Here is a 25,651-nt window from a genome sequence, read left to right on the forward strand (position 1 = left end):
ATAGTAAATGATAACAGAACGGAAATAAACCCTGTAATATCAATACTATAACACATTGAACAGACATTTTGTCTGCAGTATAACAGGGTGTGCAGGAAAATTTGGAAACGGATTTTCTGCATGTTCCAGCTGTTCTTTTCCTTTTCTTACAGGGTATCCACCGGCAGGATCCATGATTCTTGACTGAACGGACAGTCGACCGATCAGTCTCGTCCAGGAAAACCTAGCCAAGGAGCCTTTAATTCCAGTGACGAGGTGAATGAGATGAGCGTAACCACTGCTGTTGAACAAACAGAGAACAACGCCCCGCTGCAAATTCTTGCTCCGGACGGAACGGTTGTTCGTCCTGACTTGATGCCTAATCTCTCCGATGATGAATTGCGTGAACTGATGCGTAAAATGGTATTTACCCGTGTATGGGACCAACGCGCGATCAGCTTGAACCGCCAAGGCCGTTTGGGCTTCTATGCACCAGTAGCAGGACAAGAAGCGAGCATGATCGGTTCTGAAGCGGCTTTGTCCAAAGAAGACTTCATCCTGCCAAGCTACCGCGATATTCCGCAAATGGTATGGCATGGTTACCCAATGCACAATGCGTTCCTGTATTCCCGTGGACATATTGAAGGCGGACGCATTCCTGAAGGCGTAAACGTTCTCATGCCACAAATCATCATCGCAGCACAATGTACGCAAGCAACGGGTGTTGCTATGGGTTACAAGCTGCGCGGTGAAAAACGTGTAGCGATCAACTACTTTGGTGACGGTGCGACTTCCCAAGGTGACTTCTACGAAGGGATGAACTACGCAGGGGTTTACAAGCTGCCGGTTATCTTCTTCTCGCAAAACAACGGCTATGCGATCTCCCTGCCGTTCGAAAAACAAACAGCTTCCGAAAACATCGCTGTTAAAGCAGTTGCTGCAGGTATCGCAAGCGAGCGCATTGATGGTATGGACATCATGGCTGTCTACTACGCGGTTCAAAAAGCAAAAGAGCGCGGCGTAAATGGCGAAGGCGCTACCTTGATCGAAGCACTGACTTACCGTTATGGTCCACACACCATGGCTGGTGACGACCCAACTCGTTACCGTACAGGCGAAGAGCAAAGCGAGTGGGAGCTGCGCGATCCATTGATCCGTTTCCGCAAGTTCCTCGAAACAAAAGGCCTGTGGAACGAAAAAGACGAAGAAGCAGTCATTGAAGAAGCGAAAAAAGCAGTTGCAGACGCGATCAAAAAAGCGGACGAAACTCCGAAAATGAAAGTATCTGAGCTGATCGATGTAATGTTCGAGACACTGCCACCCGCATTGGAAGAGCAAAAGGCAGAATACCTGGCAAAGGAGTCGAAATAAGCCATGGCACAAATGACAATGGTTCAAGCCATTACGGACGCGATGCGCGTTGAGTTGAAACGCGACGAGACCGTACTTGTCTTCGGGGAAGACGTAGGGAAAAACGGCGGGGTATTCCGTGCGACAGAAGGGCTGCAATCCGAGTTCGGCGAGCAGCGCGTATTTGACACTCCTTTGGCTGAGTCCGGTATCGGTGGACTGGCTGTAGGCTTGTCCATCAACGGTTTCCGTCCAGTAGCGGAAATCCAGTTCTTTGGATTCGTATTTGAAACCTTCGATGCGATCGCTTCCCAAGCGACTCGTATGCGTTACCGTTCCGGCGGACGCTTCCACAGCCCAGTGACTTTCCGCTCCCCATTTGGCGGTGGCGTAAAAACTCCTGAGCTGCATGCGGACTCTCTGGAAGGCTTGATGCTGCAAACGCCGGGTCTGAAAGTGGTTATCCCTTCCAACCCTTACGATGCAAAAGGTCTGTTGATCTCCGCGATCCGCGACAACGATCCAGTTGTTTTCCTGGAGCACATGAAGCTGTATCGTTCCTTCCGTCAAGAAGTTCCAGAAGGCGATTACAGCATTCCACTGGGTAAAGCGAATGTAGTTAAAGAAGGAACAGATGCAACCATCATTACTTATGGTGCAATGGTGCACACCAGCTTGAAAGCTGCAGAAGAAATTGAAAAAGCTCGTGGAGCAAAGGTAGAAGTAATCGACCTGCGCACCATCAGCCCACTCGATATCGACACCATCGTGGAGTCCGTAAAGAAAACCAACCGCGCAATCGTTGTGCAGGAAGCGCAAAAAACTTCCGGCGTAGCAGCGGAAATCATCACGCAAATCAACGAACGTGCGATTCTGCACCTCGAAGCTCCCGTTCTGCGTATCACTGCACCGGATACCGTTTATCCGTTCGCACAAGCAGAAGACGTATGGCTTCCAGATGTGAAACGCGTTGTGGATGGTTTGACACAAGTGCTGGATTTCTAATTAACCAAACATAATCGGCGGAAAGATGTGAGCTTTCCGCCTTCTTTTGGCAGAGAAAATATGGCGAAGAGTTTATAAGGAGGAGATATCGTGAGTCGTTTTACATTCAGACTCCCGGAGCTCGGCGAGGGCATCCATGAAGGCGAAATCGTCAAATGGCACGTACAGCCGGGAGATTCCGTAGAAGAAGACCAAGTCATTATGGAAGTGCAAAATGACAAGGCGGTTGTAGAAGTACCATCGCCTGTGAAAGGGAAAGTCCTCGAACTGAAAGTAACAGAGGGTACTGTGTCTGTAGTAGGTGACCCGCTGATCGACTTTGAAGTGGAAGGCGAAATTCCTAACCTGCCAGACCACGGTCATGGCGAGGCTCCTGCGGCTGAAGCTCCAGCAGCACCAGCAGCTGCTGACAAAATGGAACCAGGCTGCGATATCGGCTCCCAAGTGAGTGCGAATGCGAACCAAGCATTGGAAACTCCTATGGCTCAAGCAACTGCGACAGCTGTAGCAGCTCCAATCGATCGCAAGCATGTTCTCGCAACTCCATCCGTACGTAAATACGCTCGTGAAAAAGGCGTGCAACTGGCAAATGTACCTGGTACAGGCAAACTGGGACGCATTACTCGCGAAGACGTAGATCGTTTCGCAGCAGGTGGTGTGGCACCAGCAGCATCTGCAGTAGCTGCAGCACCAGCTGAAGCAGCGGCAGTAGCACCAGAAGCTGCAGCAGCACCAACTGGCGTGGCTCAAGCAGCGGCAGCTCCAACTGTTCACTACACGCCATCGGCAGCTGGTGAATTGGAAGAGCGCGTACCTCTCAAAGGCATGCGCAAAGCGATCGCAAAAGCTATGGTGAAATCTGCTTACACGGCTCCACATGTAACCATCTTTGATGAAGTGGATGTAACTGCACTCGTGGCGATGCGCAAAGACGCAAAACCATTGGCAGAAGAGCGTGGCGTGAAGCTGACTTACCTGCCGATGATCGTAAAAGCGGTAGTAGCTGGACTGAAAAAGTTCCCAGAACTGAACGCATCCATCGACGATGAAAAACAAGAAGTGATCTATAAAAAGTACTACAACATCGGTATCGCTACTTCGACAGAAGACGGCCTGCTGGTGCCTGTAGTGAAAGCTGCAGACAGCAAATCCATCTTCCAAATCGCTGGTGAAATCGGCGAACTGGCGAAGAAAGCTCGCGATCGCAAAGCGACTGCAGATGAACTGAAAGGTTCTACTTTCAGCATCACAAACATCGGATCTGCTGGCGGTATGTTCTTTACCCCAATCATCAACCACCCAGAAGTGGCGATCTTGGGCGTAGGACGCATCAGTGAAAAACCGATCGTGAAAAACGGAGAAATCGTGGTTGGCCAAATGCTGCATCTGTCTCTCAGCTTTGACCACCGCTTGGTTGATGGCGAACCGGCTCAACGTTTCGTCAACTACGTGAAGCAGCTCTTGGAAAACCCAACGCTGCTCGTCATGGAGGGGTAATCAACAATGGTAGTAGGTGAATTTACTACAGAAGTAGACGTGCTTGTGATCGGTGCAGGTCCAGGTGGATACGTGGCGGCTATTCGTGCCGCCCAGCTGGGCAAAACCGTTGCTGTTGTGGAGAAAGCGGATCTGGGTGGCGTATGTCTGAACGTAGGCTGCATTCCGTCCAAAGCCATGATCCATGCAGCGCACACCTATGAGCATGCTCAACATACCGAATCCATGGGGATCACCATGGAAAACGTGAAAGTCGACTTTGCCAAAGTGCAAGAGTGGAAAAGCGGCGTTGTGAAGCAATTGACAGGTGGCGTAGGCTCCCTGTTCAAAGGCCACAAAATCCAGGTAATTCCTGGTGAAGCCCTGTTCGTAAGCGAAAACGAAGTTCGTGTCTTCCATGGCTACGATGTAAACCGTTACCGCTTTGAGCATTGCATCATCGCGACAGGTTCCCGTCCGATCGAGCTGCCAGCGTTCCCGTTTGGCAAACGCGTTCTGTCCTCGACAGAAGCCCTCAGCTTGACTGAGCTGCCGAAGAGCATGGTTGTCATCGGTGGAGGATACATCGGAATCGAGCTGGGTACTGTGTTTGCCAAGTTCGGAACGAAAGTAACCATCCTGGAAGGTGCCGATCAAATCCTGCCAGGCTTTGAGCCAGATATGCCTCGTTTGGTGGAACGCAAGCTGAAAAAGCTGGACGTAACCATCCATACAAAAGCACTGGCACAAGGCATGGAAGAAACCGAAAACGGTGTGATTGTTACCGCTGAAGTAAAAGGCGAACAAAAACAAATCGAGGCAGAATACATCCTCGTCACCGTGGGTCGCCGTCCAAACACAGACGAACTGGGTGTACGTGACATCGGCATGAACTTGACTGACCGCGGTTTGATCGTGGTAGACAAACAAGGCCGCACCAACATTCCAAACGTATATGCGATTGGTGACATCGTTGCAGGTCCTGCACTGGCTCACAAAGCTTCTTATGAAGGGAAAGTGGCAGCGGAAGCAATCGCTGGACACCCGTCTGAAGTAGACTACAAGGCCATTCCTGCCGTTGTTTTCTGCGACCCTGAAATTGCAAGCGTAGGAATCAATGAGAAGGAAGCGAAAGAAAAAGGAATCGACTACATCGTGGGCCGTTTCCCATTCGCAGCAAACGGTCGTGCGCTGTCCATGAATGCCGGAGAAGGCTATGTGAAGCTGATCGGTGAAAAAGGAACCAACCTTGTGTTGGGAGCGCAAATCGTGGGTGCAGAAGCATCCAACATCATCGCAGAGATCGGATTGGCGATTGAAATGGGAGCGACTCTCGAGGATATCGAGCTGACGATCCATGCCCATCCAACTCTGGGTGAAGTAACGATGGAAGCGGCTGAACTGGCATTGGGTCATCCGATCCATGTCATGAAGTAATCATCCTTTTGAAAAGATCAAAGCCTTGCACATGTAGCGTGCAAGGCTTTTTTCTTCCACATCTTACCCTTTCCACCGATTCTTATATAATGTAAAATAGTGGGAGACTTAAGTTGGGTGGGGGTCGGCAGCATGGAAGCTACGAATCGGATGATTGATGACTTGCGCCGCAAACTGGAGCGTGCAGCAAAAGATGCAGGCTACAATTTTCTTGACCCTGAAATTGTCAGGATAAGTCAACAATTAGACAAACTAATTGTCGCTCATATGCTACATGAAAAACGCCCTTCATAGGGCGTTTTTTGTGGAAGCGGTTGGTGGCGAAAACGAATACAGCAAGTGTGCATTTTTCCCCTTTTTGGTCAGTAGGGGATCAGCAAAATAATAATAGCTCGGATACAGGATTAGCTGCTGTACCTCAGCTGGTGGACAGTCGATCGGACAGTAGAGGCTATGCTCGGCTTGCTCATAACGGAGCGCAGGAAAAATGGATTGCAGCAGTTCAATAGCAGTTGCTGCGTTCTCTAAAGCGAGATGGATTCTCTCTGCTTCTTTGACGAAGAGGGGGGCGATGGTCTCCCAGTTTGCTTCAAAGGAGAGCTGCCAGTAGGAAGAAACAAACAGACTGAAACGTCCCTTCACATAGTCAGAATCGTCGAGCAGATCATCGGCTACCTGTGGACGAAAATGATGCTGATTCCACTCCTCCAGAGCGGGAGAGAGGCTGCGTACAAACTGATCGGTAGGCAGTGTCACGAAATACTCGTACTGATCATTGACGGCCATGACGCCTTTCGTTTGAAAAGGATCAAAGCTGTCCGGAATCCCGTAGCGAAAAAGAGGAAGCAAATACTCCCAATCTTTCATCAAGCGTGCTATTTGAATGTGGGATAGTTTTTCTGTACACCAATCTGCCAATCGCTCGGGAGGATTCAGCTGTGCAAGAGTGTGCAGACTGGCTGCAAGCTCGTATAACGGTGAGACGCTGTAGCTGAATGTGTGCGAGAGTGGGCTTGCAATCGGAAGCGGAATCTTGATCATCTTGATACCTCCAACAAGGATACTGCCTTCATCATAGTCCATCCTTGTGGGACAATTCAATCTTTTTGGTGTAAAATATAGGAAAAAGGTACTACCCGACTCGGGATGGGCAGTCGGGTAGTTTTTATGAACGTGCAGGAATTTATAAGCGTTCACGTTTATGAATTCCGGAGCGCATGGCGAAGTGCCTCAGCATCCGCTTCTGGCATTCCTTCGGTAAATCTTTCCGCTAAAACGCGGTCGCTCCTCCTTGAAAAGGCCGCGATAGAAGTTTCCTTAACCTTCTCTTGTTTTAATAGCGCGGCTGTGGTTTTCCTGCTTCACTTTCTTCGAGCCCGGCATCGGTTCACCCGTCTGCTCAATTCCTCTTGCTTCATTATTATACGTTTGATGTGGGTTCTTATCTAAAATAGGGTCTTTTTCCATACGATCAGCTCCTTCGCTATGTATCTTTTTGTAGTTTGTCGCAATCGAAGGATGACGAACCATAGGAATAACTGGTATTCTAGAAGGAAGCATGTCCACGAGCAAAGGTTGCTTCGATTGGCAATAAAACAAGGTTGGCACAAGAGTAAATGTCACACATAATATTTATTATGTAAACAAAGTGAAACAAGCATAATTTAGGTTGGCTACGCAATCGAAAAGGAGAGAATCTATGCCACGTCTGATCGCACCTGTGTTTAATTCGACTACGCCGCAATCTGTCCGGATTGATATGCCAAACTCCTTTACGCTTATTTCAGGTGCAGAAAAGCCGTATCAGGTAGCCTCTCGTTATTTGCGCAACGAAATGGATGAGAACAGACGCATGTTCGACAAAAGGGTGGATATGTCCAGTCTGTTTCTCGTTGGCGATTACCCTGAAATGAGATTATCGGATGACCGTGACTGGATCGAAGAAATCGAGAACAAGCTGAACATCGCCACGACCAGTGGAACTTGTTCGATCCCCTATGTCATTACGGCACAAGCAAACTTGTATGGAATCACGTATCTGAAGCGCTCGTTAGACGGTGGCAAATACATGTTTGACGAGGAAGCGCAACGGATCTTCCTTGCCCTATTGGAGCGAAACCTGCCCACGTTGGCATTTCGGAGATATTCTCTTTCCTTGGAGAAAAAAAGCTACGAGGACCAGCTGCTTGATCTGTGGATTGGCCTCGAGTCGCTTTTCGTTCCAGATGGGAAAAAAGGAGAAATCACCTATAAGCTGCGTCTGCGTATGGCTTATTATTTTGGCGAAACGTTGAAACAGCGGGAAAAGATTGCACAGTTGATCAAAAAATCGTACAATCATCGCTCAGAGATCGTTCACAGCGGGAAAGTCTTTGGAAACTCGCTGGCGGAGGAAGTAGGAATCCTTCGCCTGATGGCGCGTGCGGCGATATTGAACGTAGCGATGGAAGGAATCACCCTTCAGGATTTACGTGTGCGTCTGGACCAGTTAATTTTGACAGGCGATAGTTATTATGCCCACTATCAGCCGTCATTTTTTGAAAGAGTATCTTTGTAAACCTTGCAGAGGAATCAGAATCAGGAGGAAGAACATGAGCGTTTTGATTGTTGAGAATTTGTCCCATGGTTTTGGGGATCGTATTTTGTTTCGGGATGTATCCTTCCGTTTGCAGCCAGGGGATCACGTAGGGCTCGTAGGGGCAAATGGAACCGGTAAATCCACCATGATGGGGATTTTGACGGGACAAAATATGCCGGACAACGGTCGCATTGAATGGATGCCAAAGATCCAGTACGGATATTTGGATCAACATACGAAGCTGGAAGCAGGCAAAACGATCCGTGACATTCTGAAGGACGCTTTTCTGCCGTTGTTGGAGCAGGAAGCAGAACTGATGGTCATCGGTGAAAAGATGGCAGAGGCCTCCCCTGAGGAGCTCGAGGAACTGTTGGAGCGCATGGGCGAGATTCAGGATAAGCTGGAAACCAGCGGCTTTTATTTGATCGATGCCAAAGTAGAGGAAATCGCAAATGCATTGGGATTAAGTGCGATTGGTCTGGAGCGCGACGTTGCTTCCCTGTCCGGGGGACAACGGACGAAAGTATTGCTGGCAAAGCTGCTGTTGGAACAGCCGACTGTCCTTTTGCTGGATGAGCCGACCAACTACTTGGACGAAGAGCACATCGTTTGGCTGAAAAACTACTTGAAGGAATATCCGTACGCTTTCATGCTGATTTCCCATGATACTTCCTTCATGAACGAAGTCGTCAATGTCATTTACCACTTGGAATTTACCAAGCTGAACCGATATACCGGTAACTATGAGTCCTTCCTGGCTCAATCGGAAACGAAGCGCAGTCAGCACTTCGATGCGTTTGAAAAACAACAGGAAGAAATCGCGAAAATGGAAGACTTTATCGCTCGCAACAAAGCACGTGCGTCTACAACGGGACGAGCGAAAAGCCGTCAAAAGCAGCTGGACAGAATGGATCGCATCGACAAGCCAGAAACAGCGGCGAAACCGTCCTTTATCTTCAAAGAATCCCGTGCGAGCAGCCGTTTCGTCGTGGAAGCGGAGAATCTGGAAATCGGTTATTCTCATCCGCTTCTGCCAAAGCTGAGCGTCTCGCTGGAGCGCGGGGAAAAAGTGGCGATCGTGGGAATGAACGGCGTCGGGAAATCGACCCTGCTGAAGACGCTGCTCGGCGTAATCAAGCCGCTTAACGGCAAGCTGGAACGCGGCGATTTCCTCCATCCTGCTTACTTTGAGCAAGAGGTAAAAGCCAAGCCAGTGACGGCTCTCGAAGAAGTGTGGAACGAGTTTCCATCGATGAACAATCACGAGGTGCGCGGAGCTTTGGCACGCTGTGGCTTGAAAAACGAGCATATCAACCGAAATATGAATGCACTCTCTGGGGGAGAGCAGGCAAAAGTGCGTCTTTGCAAGCTGCTCCAGCGCGAGAGCAACTGGCTCGTATTTGACGAGCCGACCAACCACTTGGACGTAGTGGCGAAGGAAGAGCTCAAGCGTGCACTCAAAGAGTTCAAAGGTACCGTTTTGCTCGTTTGCCACGAACCTGAATTCTACGAAGATTGGGTTACTCAGGTCTGGGATGTGGAAAAATGGAGTCTGGAACAAGCCAAGACACCGATCAAACTGTAAAAGAAACAAAGAAAACAGGCAGCCCACGGTTCAGTGGAGCTGCCTGTTTTCGTGCGCGGTTATGGCCGCGCATTGCGCATACGGATCATGGAGAATTGCAATGTGCGAGGAAGTAGGAATTCCCGCAGGGGAGTGAGCGACGGTGTCAATCTCAGCTCTACGTTTGCTTCACAAAGCCTGGAAAAGAGGTCGCCCATCGGCTCTATTTTCAACGGATATACAGCCGAGACACCCGGGTGAGTTCGATAGTATCCTGCGCCTTTGTCCCAGCAGGAGAACGATTCAGCTGCAAACGTATAACGATAAAGAACCGTGTTCCTGATAGCGGCATACCAGCCGCTTTCGACCGCTATGACCATCTCGGCTTGAGTCTGGTCAAGGAAATAGGCTTTGTCCTCGTCGCTTGTATCCTCCTTCAACCGAAAGGCAATCCGTGGGCAATCGCGGGGAAAGTAGTACATGGGTCCATGTGCTTCATCAATCGCCCAGACAGCAGGAGGAAGGCTAGGGTGAGAGGGATGGAGCCGCGGAACAAACGCTTGAATGTTTGGATCCTCACTGAAATGATAAAGCAAGCTCATGGGACAAACTCCCTCCCGTGTCATTCTTCCTCGCGTTAGATGACTGCCCAGGCATTAGGTAGATAACGCCCCCGATAATACGGACATGACGTTTTCGTAATCGCTTCGCCATTGTGGAGCATCATGGAGCTCGAGCCGCCGTCCATAGCCATCGCTGTGACGATGCCCCGCTCTTCCAGCAGTTCAGCCAGGTCATTCATGCTGGCGCCAATGGAGTGACCGGGCTGCCGGCCGTCGATGACGACAAAAACGATGGTTCCGTCTTCCTTTTGACCAATGGCTGTCCGAGGCTGGATGCCCCAGCTGCGAGCAGGTTTATCCGTAAAGAGGTTCTTGCCATTTACGATCAGCTGCGGGCGGAAGCTCATCGCATCGCGAACGCCCATTTTTACTAGCTGTTCTGCGGTATAGCTCCCTGTAATGAGTTTGCCTTCGTAGGTGATGCCCAGAGCGGTTTCGCCACTTTTTGGATTGTAGCCCTGCAGGATTTTCCCATCATGAATCACGACGCCGTATGCCTTCGCCCCTTTGCCGTAGCCATCTGGATCAGAAAAACCGCTCGCATTGACAATGCCAATCGCGTTCGATTTTTTCACGAACTCATCGAGCAGATCTCCACGGTCCTTGCGATTGGTAACGAGCAGCTGCACACGTGTTGGGTCATGGATGTACATGATCTTGCCCTTAAAGTAGTAATTGTCTTTTTTTACGTTGATTTCTTCAATATCAACGAGTTCTTTTGGCTTTTCTGGCAGTGGTACAACAATCGGTTTGGTTGCGGGTAATTCTGTAGGCTTCGTGTCTGCCTCGGAGTTTATGACTTCCGGGTGCCTGATCTGGTCCTTCAAAGCCTGTAATTTGTCATCCGGAATAAACGTATAAGGTGCCCAGTAATCATGCTGCGTGGTTAATAACGTGCCGGCTGCCCATTCGCGCAAATCCTCTCCCGTGTCTGTTCCAAATAAAAAGACGAGACCACCGAGGGAGAAGAATAGAAAGGTTGAGACAGTTACGAGTAGCAAGGTTTTGACCCAACGCCATGGTCGTTTTGCTGTCCGTCTATGGGAGCGAGCCCGGGATAAGGTTTGCATGTCATTTTTCACCCTGCCAATCAATAGGATTCTCTCTATTAGAATGGACGTAGAAATAGGTAAAAAGTTTCAGGGAAATAAATGAGATCATCCCGGGCAGAATAGCAAGAGGGGGTGAGCCATGTGCGAGGCTACGATAAAGAATTTCAAAAGGAAATAGAGGCTTACCAGGAAGGTCCAAAAGGGACTCGTAATCAAACCACCAGCCGAGATCGCCAGGATCAAGGGGAAATGCAGGAGACCCGTAAAGACTCCAACAACGGGTAATACACGAGTAGGCGAGGTCCAGCTGGATTTCGCCTACTTTTGCATAGGTCTTTCCTCTGTTCCCCTCGGGCAAAGTGTGGTAAGCTTACCCAATGCATGATTTTTCAAGCCAGGAGGGTTCTTGTGAGCACCACGTTTGCTGATTTACACATTAGCGCGCAGTTTGTCGACATTTTGCGCGAACGAAATATGGAAACACCCACGCCGGTTCAAGTGGAAGCGATCCCGCTTATTTTGGAAGGTCGGGATGCCTTGGTAGAATCTCCGACAGGGACGGGCAAAACGTTTGCTTATCTGCTGCCGTTACTCACGAAAGTCAATATGGACAAAAAAGACGTGCAAGCGATTGTACTGGCTCCGACACATGAGCTGGTCATGCAGATTGCACGTGAGGCTGAGCGTCTGCTGCCTGGAAGTGACAGTGCCGTCGTGCCGATCATTGGCGGGGTAGATGTCAAGCGTCAGGTCGAGCGTTTAAAAAAGAAGCCTGTTCTCGTTGTGGCCACACCAGGCAGACTATTGGAACTCATCGATCAGCGTAAAATGAAGGTCCATGAGGTCAAAACGGTAGTGGTTGACGAGGCGGACCGGATGCTGGATGCAGGCTTTGGTAAGCCCGTGACAGAAGTCATGAAGCGTACCCTGCGCGATACGCAGCGACTGCTTTTCTCTGCTACGCTTCCCGCTGGAGTCGTGGAGGCATCCGAGGTCTTCACCAAAGACGCGGCTGTCATCCGTGCTGCTGCTCCTGAAGGGGCACAAGGTGTTGCGCACATGTATTTGATCACCGATCCCCGAAAAAAGGTGGATACGCTGCGTCGCTTGCTTCGTCTCGTTGATGTACGGTCTTCCATCGTTTTCGTAAATCAGATTGAGAAGGTCGATGAAATCGTCTCCAAGCTGAACTACCACCACCTCCCAAGCAGATTGCTGCATCGGGATGCGACAAAAGAAGAGCGGGCTCGTACGCTGCAGCAATTCCGGGATGGCGTATTCCCTGTTCTGATCACGACAGATGTGTCTGCACGCGGGATTGATATTCCAGAAGTGGAGTGCATCGTACATTATGACCCTGCCTCGGATGCAGATACCTATGTGCATCGCAGCGGCCGGACTGGCCGGATGGGGCGTGCTGGGCTTGTCTTCTCCATCGTCAGTACTCAGGAGCGCTTCATTATCGAGAAGTTCTCCAAGCAGACGGGTGTGCCTATCGCGGAGAAATTTATGTCTCACGGAGCATTGGAAGACCCAAGGCCGGTACAGAAGCCACAGGCGAGAAATGGGAAGCCGGCAAATGGAAAGCCAGCTAAATCCGGTGCGAAGCCATCGAATCCAGCAAAACGCGTACATAAGAAGGGCGGCTTTGGAACAAAGTAGGACAAGAAAGAACCACTCTTGTCAGCAGGAGGTTTCCATGCGCAAAGATCGTTTGTACGAAGAGGATTTATTGGTGAATGGTACAGTAGGTGGCGAAGTTCTCTCCAAGCAGGAGCGGCAGACACTAAAGCGTGAAGCTGGGGAACTGAAGGAAAAGATCGAACAAGCCAAAAACGAGCCAATTTCCGAGTAAAAGGTAAAAAGAGCTTGGGCTGCTGCAGGGGAAACTCTGCGGCTGCCCAGCTCTTTTTTAACGTGAAAACGCGGTCGCTCCTCCCTGAACAGGCCATAGAGGTTTTCTTACGGACTCCCTGGCAGGGCGGTCAAATGGTTGCTCTCCTTCAAATAGGCCTCCAGATCGCAAAGAAACTGTTCGACCGTGTGGTAAGGCGGATCCAGCTGCAGAAGACGGCGGATCATCGCATGAATGGCAGGCGATAAAGACAGCTCCTGCTCCCAGCTTTGTTCAGACGCATGTTCGTCTGGCGTATAGCTCGAATACAACAGGAATAGAAAGAAATGTCCCAGTGCAAACAAATCGCTGGACGGAGCGACTTCCCGTTTCAACTGCTTCTCAGAATGATAATCAGATAATGCCTCGGCAGAATAGGTAGGACTGTCTCCCAAGAAGCGCGCTAGTCCAAAGTCAATCAAATATGGCTCCTCATCATGCCAAATGACATTGGGTATGCGTACATCCCGATGGATCAGTCGATGCTCGTGCAAGTGCGCGACGATCTCTGCGATTTTTTTCATCAAGCGGGCAGCTGAGTACTCGTCGACCGTAATCATCTGATCAAAAAGGGCTTCTTCTAGCGTGGGCCCAGCGATAAATGTCATGACGAGAAAGGAATCCTTCCTGTATGTGAATGAATGCAGCCAGCGAGGGATTTGCGGGTGAGAGAGGGTAGAGAGCACTTTCTGCTCATAGGCTTGCATGGCTTCTCCTTTAGGAGAGCGACGCAGACTGGGCTTCACCTGTTTGAGCACGACATCAGAGCCATGGGTCAGGTCTTTTGCGAGATAGGCAATGCCGTAGCTGCCCATACCTAGCACTTTGGTAATCAGATAGCGGTCGATTTGGCGTCCAGGCGCATACGGACGGTCGCGTATCGTGCTATTCCACCACGTAACGATTTTGTTCCACATTGTCCGATTCCCCCCTGACTCCCATCTTACCATGTTTACCAAAAATGGCTGACCGCTTTTTCGTGAGGTTTGCTATAATCGATTCGTTACATGTAGACGGGAGCGGAATGAGATGAATTTTACCATTGATTGGCTATCCTTTTTTCTGATTGAACAGCCGGAGGAAGAGGATGGCGTAAAAAAAGTAAAGATGACCCGCTATTTAAGCCATGATGAGTATCAAAAAAGCGAACTGCGGGATTTCCTGGATGGAGAATTCGCTCGCATCGCTAAAAGAAAAGTCGAGTTGAATCCAAAGTCGGAAGGGACCCCGACGAAGCTGGGGCAATTTATTGTGGAACCCGGGCATCCCTTGGATTCCAATCCAAACTACGCCTTGCTGGGGCGACTGCTGGCAGCGGAAACATCCGGAGAAAGCAAGGACCCCTGTCAGGAGCTGATTCAGTCGTATTTGCGTACGTCTCAAGTACGTGGCGGTGTGATGATCATCGTGCGGACGCGTTTGGAGCTTTTGGACGAGCGTTACGTGTTTATTTTAAAATGTGATTTCGAACAAAAAACAGCGGTGATCACGGATGAGAAAAGCTTGATCGCCAATGTGCAAATGGCAATCAATGCGAAGAACATGAAGTCGTTAATGTATCCGTATATGATCGAATCCGGAATGAACGATCCTTACCACGTGAAGATCCATCAGTTTTCTCATGCGAGGTATTTTGAAGAGTTTTTGCGGTTCATTGAATATCCGCAAACCGTCACGCAAATCGTCTCGGAGGAAGTCATTTCGCTCGCCAGACAGCATATTGAGTATGCGTATCCGGAAGAAACGGAAGAACGTCTGCGCGAGGAAGAGGCGATCGAGCTGATGGCAGCCAGCCCCAAGCGGGAGCTCGCTGAGAAGTGGGAACACGAAACCGTCATGGAAGCCATGCAGATCATTACCGATCGTCAGCCAGAGGTCGAGCTGAAGTTCAAGCTGGATCATATGCAAATTCGCACGCTTTTGGCCGATTATGGTACCAGCTTGCATATTGCAAAGGTAAATGGCCGCTATCTGGTCCTGCTGGAAGGGGAGCAGCTTCAGTTTGAACGCGGGGTATCCCCGGTTGAATTCGTGAAGCCAAAAGCGCTCACAGACCTTGTCCGTGAGATTGAGGCACGCAGCTACGCGGTACCGGAAGTTGCCACAGCGAGATCGACAGAAGAAGATGAACGACCACCTTGGGAGTAGGGAGTGGAGGATAAAAGTATGAGTGAAAACAAGAAACAAGCAGCTCCACGTCCTTCTGAACACAGCCTGAATGGACAGGAACGAAATGTATATCCTGTGCTGCGCCACTCGTCCCTGATCGCGAAATACCCGGATCGCTGGGTGACCAGAGAGCATACAGCGGATACGGCCGTGTTGTACGCTCTGGATCTAGGGGAAGGTTATCTCCTGATTGAGCGTGAGATGCTTGCGCTGGCCGGCTGGAGCGAAGAACAGCTGCATCAGGCTGCCATGAAGAATCTGCAAGAACTGCCTTACTCGGTCAAAACACAGGAAGTAGCGGGAAATCGTATTCACTTCATCAGCCCGGCAGATGGCTATGCCGCCAGTCGGTTGCTGCTGGAGCCGTTGCTGCAAAGCTTTGATCAGGAAAAGCAAGGAGATCATCTAGGGGTGGCCATCCCTCATCAGGATGTTCTCATCGTCGCCGATCTTTCGGGCGATACGGGCGCACATCTTTTGGCGCGATTGACGTATGATTTTGCCTCAAAAGGACAGGTTCCGATCTCTGTTTTGCCCTTTTTCTGGGAGGAAGGTGAGCTGACACCCTTTCTGGTCGTATCGCAAGGGGGAGACCCGGAAATTCAGCGAAAGAAAAAGTGAACGAAGTATCCTCATAGAAAAGCTGCCTTATAGAAGGGAGCTTTTTCTTTGGAGACGGAGCAGGAGGGCTGTATGCACAATTTCATGATTGGGCTGTATGGGGGCTTTGATGAACAGAAATACCGGAAAGATTTTCGAAAAGGCTTCTATGGAATCGAGGCGTGCCTCTTTGAAGCAGAGGAAGAGATAGAGAAACTGATCCGGGAAGCAAAGCGTAATGAATTCAAAATCGGAATCCATTTTCCCCTACGAAGCGACGAAACTAGACTGCGCGATGCCTTGTTCCTCGCACAGGATGAGCGGGTCAGACAGGATGCCTACGATTATATTCAACAACAGCTGGATAGTCTTGGAAAGATAGGCCTGGATTACGTCCTGTTTCATTATCCAAAGCCAGTCCTGCTCGATGATCGGGTAAACTGGGACAAGTGGCGGTTTGCGGATCGAGAGGAATATGTGTTTGAGAGCGAGTACGATTATTCAGAGCTTGTAGAAAAAAGCGAGCAGTTGTTTGCGTGGCTTCATGACAAAGCCAATGAATATTCCTTTACGCCTGTTCTCGAGTTCGATGCCTTAAACCGGTATGTATACGAGGAAGACTTTCTGGAGTCCCTTCTGTGCCGCTATCCGAATATAAAACTATGCCTGGATACGGGAAGGCTTTTCATGCAAGAGAAAATGGATCCCTCCTTTGATGTGAGAGCTGTACTGAATCGGTACGCTAAGTATGTGAAGCTGGTTCACTTATGGAACGTACAGTTCACGGATTCATTTGCTTTCAGTCGTTATCCAGCCTTGCCCCATTGTCGGCCAGAGGACGGATGGGCACCGATCGAAGACTATCTGAATCTGATTACGGCACACAATCCTGACATCACGATTATGTTTGAGCATCGTTCTGACTGGATCACAGAAGAGGAATTGCAGACGTGCTACCAATGGATCGATCAGATCGTGAATAAAAAAAGCCCGCTGCCTGCAGGAGAACACTGACAGGAAGCGGAACCGTTCAGACTCGCTCAAGAGGACGATGGGGCAGAGCGGGAAGCTCGACTTGGATCGGATCATCTGGGCGCACCTCACCGCCAGCGAGCACGATGCCCATGACTCCTGCTTTTCGAATGAGATTGCCCTCTGCATCGTGATCCAGGAGGGCATCCATCAGCCCTTTTTGGAATCGATTCAACTGGGGACAGGGATTACGAAGCCCCGTGATTTCGACGATCGCAGATTCCCCGATACGCAAAATAGCTCCCGTTGGCAGGGTAAGCAAAGAAATGCCGCGCGTAGTGATGTTTTCCCCGATTTGCCCTGGAGATACTTGAAAACCGGAATCTTGCAATTCCTCAAACAGTTCTGCATGGATCAAGTGCACCTGACGCAAGTTTGGCTGCGTAGGATCTTGAGCGACGCGCGAACGATGCTTGACCGTCTCTCCCAAATGAGCGTCTCCTTGTACGCCAAGACCTTTTACAAGGTGTATCGCGTCTGTGTTCTGCTTGCTGAACGTGTGAGTATCGCTTACGCTAACCGCTACGACTTCTCCAATGGATGGAGACATGGCAAACACCTCCTGTACTCATTGTAAGCGATTCGGTGTGCGCTGGACGAGTTTTCCTTGTTAAAAAAGTATAATGTTTTCAGCGTGGCCGTGACAACAGAGACAGCTCCATAAAACGCCCCGATTCATGAATCAGCCAGTAGGGGGATCTCGGCCCGAATATGTACAATTCAGCCGCCGTTGTCAGCATGGAATCGACCCTGCGCCAGTCGCCCATGAGCCGGGCACACTCACCCATTGCCATCCACGGATACAAATCGCCGGTTTGAAACGTATCGAAGTGAGGAAAGGCCTTCGTTATTTTCTCATACAAAAGTACGTCTTCATCGGGGCGAGCCATTTGATACAGGATCGGGAATGCTTGGGAAGTTACGTCCGGATACCATTTTCTCCAGCCCGGGTAGGACCTGTCGTAGACAGCATAGGATTTGCGCAGCGTACTGTACATGGATTGGATGCCTGCTCGGCTGCCCGCAGCTCGCCTGTTTGCCTCCTCCGCTGCTGCATCGCAGCCCAGCATGGAAAACACATAGGCAGCATCTGCAAATCCTTTGGCAACCTCACAATTATCCATCAAGTATTTGACACGGTAGGATCGCTTTGCCCATGTCAAACCATCCTTTTGTTGAAGCCTTGCCACTGCCTGCATCAAAACAATCAGCTCATCTTTATAGGGCTCGACCCAGTCCGTTTCCTCATTCGCTCGCATCATTTCGGCCAGCAGGCTAAACAATGTTGTGTGATAGCTATCTTCGCTGTCCGCTTTTCCTGTATCGACTTCGAGCGTCCCCTCAAGCCGATAGTCATTCACATACCCATCAGCGTTGACATGGTGCAAATACCATTCGATATGGCTTCTGACGCAATCCCATTCTTGCATGCGGACGAGTGCGATCAACGCGAGATTCGTAAAGTACGGATTGATCTGGTTGTTTTTCGGAGCAAGACGAAAAGTCCCGCTGGGCAGCCAGCAGGAGAGGAGATAAGCCTTTTGATTCTCCACGATTTCATTCATGGCATGAATCATCCTTTCTTTTCGCAATTCTACGTGAGCAATGTGACAAGCTTGATTCCATACTCCATCCATTGCAAAGCACGAACGTACTCTTCACTTGTAATCGTCGGCAAATCACCGGGCTGATCCACCAACTCGACCCATATTGGATCACGAAACCAATCGACGCCGTCTGCAGCAGTGTGAGCAATATCCTTCCAAGCAGCGCTGAGCGGGGGGCTATACAGCTTTTTTTGGCCTTCGCGAAGCTCGGATCCATGCAAGTGCAAATGATAAGTACCTTCCGTAGCAGCGCATGGCATACGGGTGGTAAAAATCTGCGGCCAATAGTCAGCTCGGGAGCCGGAATGCGGGATTCGGCAGGCAAACTGGCGGATTTGCTCAAATCGCAGGGGATCTGCATAAAGGAGCTTGTAAAGCGTTTTTCCGGTAGCGATCCGCTGCTCCACTTCGGGAAAGTCTTGAACATCCATCCCGATGAGACGAAGCCTGCGGTCTGTCGGGTGCGCCTTGTACGGAAAAAGTACCTGACTGAGGGACAAGGCAGATTGGGTGAAGTAAGCGAATGTAGCAAATACACGATGCATGGCCATAGGCTTATGTATCACACGCTGCTCGATGTACTGCTGTTCATTTACAATCATGGCGTGCGTCAAACGACGAGAATCACCGGTCGACAGAAACTCTCTCCAAAAGCGCTGCATAAAAACGGATACGCCGAGAGGGACGAGAAGGGGAGTGAGATCTTTTTTGGTGCGCTTCATTTCCGCATAGAGCAATAACTGCGCATAAGCATCATGAAAGATCAGCCAGTTACTCCTCTCCAAAAACCAAAAAAATGGCTGGATTGCTTGCTCGTCCATCAGCAGCGGTAGCCATTCCCCTTTTAAATCTGTCATATTCCAACCGCCATTTCGAGATACCAGATGGGCAAGCAGGGCCCAATGTATTTCCTCATGCTGGCGATAAAATTGTAGATAGGCGTTGGTTCGGGTGAGATTGTTCCGATTGGCCAGGGCAGTCTGCTGGCGAATACTGGAGATCAACGTTTGTTCATCGACCGCTGCTAGTGTATGGCTCATGAAGTAGCTCCTCTGTTCGATGGCACTCTGAGGTTGAAAAAAGCAGGTCTTGGTGGCGACCCGCCTTCACTCATCCAATCATTTCTAATACGAGAAGTCTGACAAACAGTTTCTCTTTTGCTTCTTCCCATGTGTCCGCAAAAATGACAACATGCTCCGATTGGAATTCTGTTTCTGCGACAAATATACCATCTCGCTCGTAAATGTTCATAGAAGATCGTCCTTTCTGCTGCCTTTCAAGCATTGTATGCTATCATGAAAGAAAAGATGCATCCCAATGATAAATTGGGCAAACGGAAGGGAAGATACAAGCCATGCAAGTAACCATTACCCAAGAAGCCAAGGAACGAATCATAGCAGCCAGTCGCCCAGATCAAACCATTCGGATCAATGGTGAACTCGTGGGTGGATGCGGAATGAATGTAGAATACGCGTTATGGTGGGACGAAGCAAACCCAACGGATGAAGTCATCAAAATCGATGAGGTAACCCTCGCCATCGATTCGCAGACCATCGAACACATGGATACCGCCAAACTCACCATCGATTATCGGCCCCAGCAAGGTTTTCGCCTGGTTACCCCGGCACAAATCCTGGCATATGGCATTCAGCTCAAAAATCGCTGGGTATAAAGGCATTACTTGGGGATAAATTGCAGGATAAAAGCGAGGATTCCTGCAGCAATGAGCGGTCCTACCGCAACCCCTCGAAAGAATGTCACCCCGATGATGGTTCCTAGCAGTAGTCCGGTGACAATAAAAGGGTTTGCAGACATGAGAGACGTACCTTTTCCAGCCAAGTAAGCGACGAATATCCCTATGAGAACAGCTAATACCGATTGCCAGTTGGTAAAGAGCTGGTAAATGGATTCCGGTTTGATTTTTCCGCTGGCCAGAGGACTTAGGATCCCAATGGTCAAGACAATGATTCCGACATGGAGGCCGTATTGCTCCAGAAAGGGAAAGACTCGCTCGAGATGAAGAAGCCGCATTAAAAGAAGAATCCCGACGGCAATCGAGACTGTCGCGTTGTTGCCGAAAACCCCTAAGGCCAAGAGAACGAGCAGGGTGACATTGATCCAGTCCATGGTTCTTTAGCCCGCTTTCGTTTTTGTTAGTATATCCAGATGGAATAAACGCCGTGCTTGCTCGGGCGAAATGAAAAAAGGACGGGAGAGAGCTCCTGTCCTTTTCTATATTCTTCCTCAACCAAACCAATCTTCCAGCATTCCCACAGGAAAACCCGTCTGCTCATCTGAATCGGGAAAACGCCCCCACGCAAACACCCCGTTAAAATAATCGATGGTGAAAGGCTGATCGTATTCAGGGACACTGTATTTGCCGCCGATCCGAAACTCATCCGTGCCGAGGTAATACGATTTTGCCATAAAGTATTTTTGCTGGATAATGCCAAATTGAGAATCGTCTCCCGCGTTCTTTTTCTCCTCTGCCTGCTGACGGAGACGCTCCATTTCTTCCTGTAATTCCGCTAACGTCATTTGACTGTACAATCGCACGCTCCTGCCTCCTTCCTGACAGGTATATTGTAGCAAAAGACAAGGGAAATGGCGATGGATAGAGAATTCACTACTGGACCGAAAGAAAGGGGAAGACGCAATATGACACGTTTTGATTTGACTGGCAAGACTGCAATTGTAACTGGAGCGGGAAGAGGAATCGGAAAAGCATTGGCCCTGGGCTTGGCTGAGGCAGGAGCCGAGGTGGCTGTCGTTGCGCGCACCCAGAAGGATCTGGACGAGACCGTGCAAGCCATCGAGGCAAAAGGCGGCAAGGCGTACCCGATTACTGCTGATTTGACAGCGTCTGGTGCTGCAGAGCAAGTGGTTGCCCAAACCGTAGAGGCATTGGGAGGACTGCATATTCTGATAAACAACGCAGGAATGAATATACGAAAAAAAGCAAATGAAGTGACAGAGGAAGAATGGGATCGCGTGGTAGACCTGAATCTGAAGGCGTCCTTCTTCATGTGTCAGGCAGCAGGGAAAATCATGTGCGAGCAAAAGTATGGACGTATTGTCAACATCGCTTCTGTAGCAGGGGTAGTCGCGATGCGCACAGGAATCGCATACGGCTCGAGCAAAGCTGGAGTCATCCAAATGACCAAAGTGCTGGCACTGGAATGGAGCAAGTTCGGGGTAAATATCAATGCGATTGCGCCGTGGTATTTCCGCACTCCACTGACAGAGGCTTTGTTGAATGATGAAGTATACCTTCAAGAAATTCTGCAGCGTACACCGAGCGGGCGCATTGGCGATGTAGAGGATTTAGTCGGGCCGGCAATTTTCTTGTCCTCGGATGCGGCAGCGTATGTTACGGGCCAGACGATCTCTGTCGATGGCGGCATGTCTGTCTACGGGTTCTAATCAAGAAAGAAAAGGGATGGACAACATGATAACGATCAAAATGGCAGCAGCCGACGAAGCGCACACCATTACCAGGCTGATGCACGAGGCATTTCGCCACACGACTCCTCCCTCCAGCTCTCTCTTGGAGACAGCAGAGCAGGTCCATCAACAATTGGCGTCAGGAAATGAGCTGGCGGCGATTGCTCTGCAAAACGATGAGCCTGCAGGGATGGTCCGCTTTCAGTTGAAAGGGGATGACCTGTATTTTTTCCGACTGTCAGTAGACCCGGGACAACAGGGAAAAGGAATCGGACGGATGCTTCTGGAAGGGCTGGAGCAGTATGCAGTCGAGCATGGGATAAAGGCACTGACATGCCGCGTGCGGATGGAAATCGAAAAGAATGTGAGAATGTATACGTCAGCAGGCTTTCAGATAACCAAGCGAGAGATCGTTGAGCGTGCGGGAACCGAGGGTATTCCTACCGCATACATGAAGAAAGAGCTAACATAGGGGCATCTAAGCAAAAAAAGAGGCATTCCCTTTTGGGGAATGCCTAAGTATTGGGGGCGATTGAGAAAAAAACCGATCGATCCAGATAGCTGTGCTTTGCTCTCACCCAAAGCCTAGCAAGGATCAACATTCAAAAGTAGAATATCGGGCTTTTTCTCAATGCGTTGAAAAAGTGCTTACGATACAAAAATAGCAAGCAAAAGTAAAATGCAGATTAAATAAAAATAAAGTATTATTAAATTTTTCTGCTCTTCCTTTTTTCAACTTTCGTTTTGACCTCTTTATTTGGCAAATCTATGATTTCCGATGACAACCGTTTGTGGTCTCGACCAAATCCACTTGGACGTAGCTGTATCAGGATTGAAGAAGTAAAGGGATCCATTCGTTGGATCTTTTCCGTTTACCGCATCTTGCACTGCTTTTCGAGCACTTTCATTTGTCTTCTGAGAGAGAGAGTCGCCATTTACTGGCGAAAATGCATTGGGAGCAAAAATGACCTCCCGAACCGAATTGGGGAATTCTGATGATGCTACCCGATTCAATACGACAGCAGCAATTGCTACTTGCCCCTCATACGGTTCACCACGGCTTTCCGCATAAACAAGCCGGGCGAGCAGTTCCATTTCGCGCTCCGATACTTTCACCTTGCCATTGCGTATCAGTTTTGGCCGCTGATCTCGACTTACCGAGAGACTAGGGCTCTTTACGTTTGCGGCTGGAGCAATCGGTTTTGCTTTTGTTTCCGGTATGGCAACACTTTTGGGGGTGGATGATTTGTCTGCGAGAGCAGGTGCTGCTACCTTGAAATGTGGTGCGGTTGCACTTGTCGGGGTGACGAAGAGGCATAAAAGCATGAAGCCAAAACCATTGATCCAGAATAAAAAGCGCAATCGCGCTTCGTGTGTCAACATAACGGGAACCACTCCTTATCGCTTTTTGCTTTTGAATGCGGAAGCGAATCGGGACTTATGCAAGTCTATCGGCATTGTCGGAATGGTTCAAGAGGAAAATGGTTCCATGGAACTATACAACTGTTACGCAAGAATCATTTCGGACTATTTTTCGGTAGCTTTCAATCCGCGTCATTGTTGAGGTATGTAAATGATAGGGAACAAATGGAACAAGCCAGTCGAAACACAAATGGAAAGTGTTGACTGGCTTGTTTGCTTATCTTTTTTCAGCTATTCGATGTGTAACCAAAGCCGGCATCGACAAAGCGACCCCTATTGCAGCCATGATCAAAAGACTTGCCAGACTGAGATAGCCCATTCCTGCTCCTGTTGAGTCGAGTAAGAGTGTGAACAGGGAGAGCATCGCTAGTCGGATCAGTGTCCCAACTGAGCGAAAAAAGCTCATTACCCTCCCCATGAACTGATTCGGCAGCAGTTCCATGTAAAGAGTCTGTCGAACCAGACGAGTGGAAACGTTGCACCCGCCTAAAAAAGTGGATAAGAGAACAAAGATCCAGCCGTAGGGGAGAGCAACCGTCAGAATGAAGGCAACTGCCATCCACAGGTAATGTGAAACCATGTATGAAAAGGCACCCATTTTTCGAGTGAGAAAAGGAAAGAGGAGGCCGGCAATGACAGCTCCTACCGAGTAGGTAACCTCGCCTAAAGAGTAAATGTGCACGTCAGCTCTGATCGTTTGACTCACAAATATCGGATTAAGTAAATTTGCTGCTGTCACTGTGATGAAAGGGATCAAAGCTGCGACCCCAAAAATCAAAAAGCCGCGCTTTTCCCGGATGTATACCCAGCTTTTAAGAAATTGCTCCATCCACGAGGTTTTTGTGATGGTTTGTACCTGTTGTTTCCACGTAAATACATAATCCAGCTTTGTTACGAACAGATATGCGATCAAGTATGTCAGGGCATTGAGGAGAAGCACCAGATGAAGCCCGAATGGACCTAACAGATATCCTGCGAAGGCACCGGCTAAGACTAAGGCGGTTTGATTTTGCATTTCCATGAGGGAATTAATAGCCCTGTAATGCTTAGAGTCAAATGACTCCTGTATGAAAGCGGCCTGTGTCGGCTCGTGAATTTGAAACATAAACGTCGCCGTCAAATAAATCAAAACGAGCATCCACTGTGCATAATCCCCCCAAAAGCCCCAAACAGACAAAAGAGCCAGTACCATCAAACCACCCAGCTGCTCGATCTGCAGAATCTTCTTACGAGAAACGCGGTCGATGATGGTGCCAGTAAAGGGGCCGAGAAGCAGCGTTAACATAGCAGAAATGAGCATCGTAGTACCGAGCAAGCTGGCAGAGCCAGTAGACTCCACCAAATACCAGGAAATACCGATCATCGTCATTCCTTGGCCAAATCCACAAAACAAATTGGCAAAAAACAGAAAACAAAAATTACGATTCCGAAACATTTCTTTCACTCAAAAGCACTCCTTTAAACGATTTAGAGCGAAAAGGCCCTAAAAAAATCGTAAGGGAGCCACAGAGATAGAGGCGGCTGGCACCATCTATCATCAGGCTCCCCAAAAGTGCTGAGTAGGAACGGAACGAATGTTTTGATTTTTATATTCTATCAGATAGTTGGCTGTTTCTTCAATCCTTGGTGAACATATTTCAGGCTAGCTGACATAAAAACACCACTGCACAAAAAGCAGTGGTGTTGTCATGCGCGCGCTTATTTCTCCGTGATAGTCACAGAATTGATTTTAATCGTTTGTTCCGGAGTGCTAGGCTCTCCTGTTTCTGGGTTGTTTTTGACTTTGGTTGCCGCGATTTTTTGAACGACATCCATACCGCCGCTAACTTTACCGAAAATGGTGTAGTTCGGAGAGTTTTTCAGTCCTTCGACATCTTTCCCCGTTCCGATGAAAAATTGGCTGCCATTCGTGTTCGGGCCTGCATTTGCCATGGCGACAACGCCAGCCTCGTATTTATGGCCGTTGTTCAGCTCGTCCTCGAACGTATAGCCTGGACCGCCAATCCCAGTACCAAGCGGGTCGCCTGTCTGGATCATGAAGTCTTTAATGATGCGATGGAACGTAACTCCGTCATAAAACTTGTCCTTTGCAAGGAAAACAAAATTATTTACGGCAATAGGGGCGTCCTTTGCAAACAAATCAATCGTAAAGTCACCCATGGATGTAGAGACCTTCGCTTGGTATGTTTTTGCTTTGTCAATTTGCATAGCAGGAGCTTTCTCGTACTTTTTCGCACCGGTTGGTCCAGGTGGCTGGGCTGGTTCCTTCGATGGAGTTTCCGCTGGAGCTGTCGGCTGTGTCGGTGGAGCACTCTCGTTACTTGCGCTGGAGCAACCTGTAACCAAAGCGATCGCTGTCAGACAAGCGAAAATGGTAGGTATCAGTCTTTTCATCTCAAGCACCTTCCTTTGCTTCTTC

General features: G+C 49.3%; 30 protein-coding genes. 16 read left to right on the forward strand and 14 right to left on the reverse strand.

Annotated features, from left to right (window positions below; all coding sequences use genetic code 11):
* The first annotated feature begins 264 nt into the window (after positions 1–264).
* From pdhA to EDM59_RS03630, 5 genes are all read left to right on the forward strand, one after another.
* Positions 265–1,350, forward strand: coding sequence for a pyruvate dehydrogenase (acetyl-transferring) E1 component subunit alpha (gene pdhA, locus EDM59_RS03610; RefSeq protein ID WP_122922355.1), 1,086 nt, complete (start codon positions 265–267; stop codon positions 1,348–1,350).
* Between the two features lie 3 nt (positions 1,351–1,353).
* Positions 1,354–2,334 (forward strand): alpha-ketoacid dehydrogenase subunit beta, encoded by a 981-nt coding sequence (locus tag EDM59_RS03615; protein ID WP_092266779.1) that lies wholly within the window; start codon positions 1,354–1,356, stop codon positions 2,332–2,334.
* A gap of 90 nt (positions 2,335–2,424) precedes the next feature.
* Positions 2,425–3,831 (forward strand): dihydrolipoamide acetyltransferase family protein, encoded by a 1,407-nt coding sequence (locus tag EDM59_RS03620; protein ID WP_122922356.1) that lies wholly within the window; start codon positions 2,425–2,427, stop codon positions 3,829–3,831.
* A 6-nt stretch (positions 3,832–3,837) separates the two neighbouring features.
* Entirely contained in the window at positions 3,838–5,247 is a 1,410-nt protein-coding gene (gene lpdA, locus EDM59_RS03625; protein ID WP_092266781.1) for a dihydrolipoyl dehydrogenase, read from the forward strand.
* A 132-nt stretch (positions 5,248–5,379) separates the two neighbouring features.
* A complete protein-coding gene (locus EDM59_RS03630) occupies positions 5,380–5,541 on the forward strand; it encodes an aspartyl-phosphate phosphatase Spo0E family protein (protein ID WP_092266782.1) in 162 nt (53 codons plus the stop codon).
* Here EDM59_RS03630 and EDM59_RS03635 read toward each other — a convergent pair.
* Together EDM59_RS03635 and EDM59_RS03640 are read right to left on the reverse strand one after the other, a co-directional pair.
* Positions 5,536–6,288 (reverse strand): hypothetical protein, encoded by a 753-nt coding sequence (locus EDM59_RS03635; RefSeq protein WP_122922357.1) that lies wholly within the window; start codon positions 6,286–6,288, stop codon positions 5,536–5,538. The genes EDM59_RS03630 and EDM59_RS03635 overlap by 6 nt on opposite strands.
* A 276-nt stretch (positions 6,289–6,564) precedes the next feature.
* A complete protein-coding gene (locus EDM59_RS03640) occupies positions 6,565–6,714 on the reverse strand; it encodes a small acid-soluble spore protein P (RefSeq protein ID WP_122922358.1) in 150 nt (49 codons plus the stop codon).
* A 232-nt stretch (positions 6,715–6,946) separates the two neighbouring features.
* On the opposite strand from EDM59_RS03640, the gene EDM59_RS03645 reads away from it, so the two are divergent.
* Positions 6,947–7,804, forward strand: a complete 858-nt coding sequence (locus tag EDM59_RS03645) for a HEPN domain-containing protein (RefSeq protein ID WP_122922359.1) — start codon at positions 6,947–6,949, stop codon at positions 7,802–7,804.
* Positions 7,805–7,838: 34 nt separating this feature from the next.
* Positions 7,839–9,410, forward strand: coding sequence for an ABC-F family ATP-binding cassette domain-containing protein (locus tag EDM59_RS03650; RefSeq protein ID WP_122922360.1), 1,572 nt, complete (start codon positions 7,839–7,841; stop codon positions 9,408–9,410).
* Positions 9,411–9,469: 59 nt separating this feature from the next.
* On the opposite strand, the gene EDM59_RS03655 is transcribed toward EDM59_RS03650, so the two are convergent.
* Both EDM59_RS03655 and EDM59_RS03660 read right to left on the reverse strand, forming a co-directional pair.
* Positions 9,470–9,991, reverse strand: a complete 522-nt coding sequence (locus EDM59_RS03655) for a DUF6886 family protein (RefSeq protein WP_122922361.1) — start codon at positions 9,989–9,991, stop codon at positions 9,470–9,472.
* Between the two features lie 35 nt (positions 9,992–10,026).
* A complete protein-coding gene (locus EDM59_RS03660; RefSeq protein ID WP_122922362.1) occupies positions 10,027–11,082 on the reverse strand; it encodes a phosphodiester glycosidase family protein in 1,056 nt (351 codons plus the stop codon).
* Between the two features lie 123 nt (positions 11,083–11,205).
* On the opposite strand from EDM59_RS03660, the gene EDM59_RS30935 reads away from it, so the two are divergent.
* The 3 genes from EDM59_RS30935 to EDM59_RS30940 all read left to right on the forward strand — a co-directional run bounded on the left by EDM59_RS30935 (position 11,206) and on the right by EDM59_RS30940 (position 12,919).
* On the forward strand, positions 11,206–11,349 hold the full coding sequence (locus tag EDM59_RS30935; protein WP_170184286.1) for a hypothetical protein: 144 nt from the start codon (positions 11,206–11,208) through the stop codon (positions 11,347–11,349).
* A gap of 123 nt (positions 11,350–11,472) precedes the next feature.
* Entirely contained in the window at positions 11,473–12,726 is a 1,254-nt protein-coding gene (locus EDM59_RS03665) for a DEAD/DEAH box helicase (RefSeq protein ID WP_122922363.1), read from the forward strand.
* Positions 12,727–12,763: 37 nt separating this feature from the next.
* Positions 12,764–12,919 (forward strand): hypothetical protein, encoded by a 156-nt coding sequence (locus EDM59_RS30940; protein ID WP_170184287.1) that lies wholly within the window; start codon positions 12,764–12,766, stop codon positions 12,917–12,919.
* Positions 12,920–13,026: 107 nt separating this feature from the next.
* Here EDM59_RS30940 and EDM59_RS03670 read toward each other — a convergent pair whose 3' ends face one another.
* Positions 13,027–13,875, reverse strand: coding sequence for a serine/threonine protein kinase (locus EDM59_RS03670; RefSeq protein WP_122922364.1), 849 nt, complete (start codon positions 13,873–13,875; stop codon positions 13,027–13,029).
* 112 nt (positions 13,876–13,987) lie between these two features.
* On the opposite strand from EDM59_RS03670, the gene EDM59_RS03675 reads away from it, so the two are divergent.
* From EDM59_RS03675 to EDM59_RS03685, 3 genes are all read left to right on the forward strand, one after another.
* Entirely contained in the window at positions 13,988–15,106 is a 1,119-nt protein-coding gene (locus EDM59_RS03675) for a DUF3900 domain-containing protein (protein WP_122922365.1), read from the forward strand.
* Between the two features lie 18 nt (positions 15,107–15,124).
* Complete coding sequence (locus EDM59_RS03680) at positions 15,125–15,748, forward strand: DUF1444 family protein (RefSeq protein WP_122922366.1); 624 nt, start codon at positions 15,125–15,127, stop codon at positions 15,746–15,748.
* Between the two features lie 72 nt (positions 15,749–15,820).
* Complete coding sequence (locus EDM59_RS03685) at positions 15,821–16,741, forward strand: sugar phosphate isomerase/epimerase family protein (protein WP_122922367.1); 921 nt, start codon at positions 15,821–15,823, stop codon at positions 16,739–16,741.
* Positions 16,742–16,757: 16 nt separating this feature from the next.
* On the opposite strand, the gene EDM59_RS03690 is transcribed toward EDM59_RS03685, so the two are convergent.
* The 4 genes from EDM59_RS03690 to EDM59_RS30945 form a co-directional block, all read right to left on the reverse strand.
* A complete protein-coding gene (locus EDM59_RS03690) occupies positions 16,758–17,309 on the reverse strand; it encodes an MOSC domain-containing protein (protein WP_122922368.1) in 552 nt (183 codons plus the stop codon).
* Positions 17,310–17,388: 79 nt separating this feature from the next.
* The gene (locus EDM59_RS03695; protein WP_342769175.1) at positions 17,389–18,324 is read right to left on the reverse strand and encodes a hypothetical protein; all 936 of its coding nucleotides are present in this window, start codon (positions 18,322–18,324) and stop codon (positions 17,389–17,391) included.
* Positions 18,325–18,353: 29 nt separating this feature from the next.
* Positions 18,354–19,406: a DUF2515 family protein gene (locus tag EDM59_RS03700; protein ID WP_122922369.1), complete on the reverse strand. Its 1,053-nt coding sequence runs from the start codon at positions 19,404–19,406 to the stop codon at positions 18,354–18,356.
* Positions 19,407–19,476: 70 nt separating this feature from the next.
* Positions 19,477–19,617: a hypothetical protein gene (locus EDM59_RS30945; RefSeq protein WP_170184288.1), complete on the reverse strand. Its 141-nt coding sequence runs from the start codon at positions 19,615–19,617 to the stop codon at positions 19,477–19,479.
* Positions 19,618–19,720: 103 nt separating this feature from the next.
* Between EDM59_RS30945 and EDM59_RS03705 the strand changes: the two genes are divergently transcribed.
* Complete coding sequence (locus tag EDM59_RS03705; RefSeq protein ID WP_122922370.1) at positions 19,721–20,038, forward strand: iron-sulfur cluster biosynthesis family protein; 318 nt, start codon at positions 19,721–19,723, stop codon at positions 20,036–20,038.
* Between the two features lie 5 nt (positions 20,039–20,043).
* On the opposite strand, the gene EDM59_RS03710 is transcribed toward EDM59_RS03705, so the two are convergent.
* Together EDM59_RS03710 and EDM59_RS03715 are read right to left on the reverse strand one after the other, a co-directional pair.
* Entirely contained in the window at positions 20,044–20,493 is a 450-nt protein-coding gene (locus EDM59_RS03710; RefSeq protein WP_122922371.1) for a DUF441 domain-containing protein, read from the reverse strand.
* A 117-nt stretch (positions 20,494–20,610) separates the two neighbouring features.
* The gene (locus tag EDM59_RS03715; protein ID WP_092266797.1) at positions 20,611–20,922 is read right to left on the reverse strand and encodes a YfhH family protein; all 312 of its coding nucleotides are present in this window, start codon (positions 20,920–20,922) and stop codon (positions 20,611–20,613) included.
* A 102-nt stretch (positions 20,923–21,024) separates the two neighbouring features.
* Between EDM59_RS03715 and EDM59_RS03720 the strand changes: the two genes are divergently transcribed.
* Both EDM59_RS03720 and EDM59_RS03725 read left to right on the forward strand, forming a co-directional pair.
* The gene (locus EDM59_RS03720; protein WP_122922372.1) at positions 21,025–21,789 is read left to right on the forward strand and encodes an SDR family NAD(P)-dependent oxidoreductase; all 765 of its coding nucleotides are present in this window, start codon (positions 21,025–21,027) and stop codon (positions 21,787–21,789) included.
* A gap of 25 nt (positions 21,790–21,814) precedes the next feature.
* Positions 21,815–22,282: a GNAT family N-acetyltransferase gene (locus EDM59_RS03725; RefSeq protein WP_183192789.1), complete on the forward strand. Its 468-nt coding sequence runs from the start codon at positions 21,815–21,817 to the stop codon at positions 22,280–22,282.
* A 281-nt stretch (positions 22,283–22,563) separates the two neighbouring features.
* On the opposite strand, the gene EDM59_RS03730 is transcribed toward EDM59_RS03725, so the two are convergent.
* The 3 genes from EDM59_RS03730 to EDM59_RS03740 form a co-directional block, all read right to left on the reverse strand.
* Positions 22,564–23,193, reverse strand: a complete 630-nt coding sequence (locus tag EDM59_RS03730; protein WP_122922374.1) for a cell wall hydrolase — start codon at positions 23,191–23,193, stop codon at positions 22,564–22,566.
* A 256-nt stretch (positions 23,194–23,449) separates the two neighbouring features.
* Complete coding sequence (locus tag EDM59_RS03735; protein ID WP_342769194.1) at positions 23,450–24,667, reverse strand: MFS transporter; 1,218 nt, start codon at positions 24,665–24,667, stop codon at positions 23,450–23,452.
* A gap of 263 nt (positions 24,668–24,930) precedes the next feature.
* Entirely contained in the window at positions 24,931–25,626 is a 696-nt protein-coding gene (locus EDM59_RS03740; RefSeq protein ID WP_122922376.1) for a peptidylprolyl isomerase, read from the reverse strand.
* Positions 25,627–25,651: the final 25 nt, after the last annotated feature.

Origin of the sequence: Brevibacillus nitrificans (assembly GCF_003710965.1) — a bacterium.
Taxonomy (GTDB): domain Bacteria; phylum Bacillota; class Bacilli; order Brevibacillales; family Brevibacillaceae; genus Brevibacillus; species Brevibacillus centrosporus.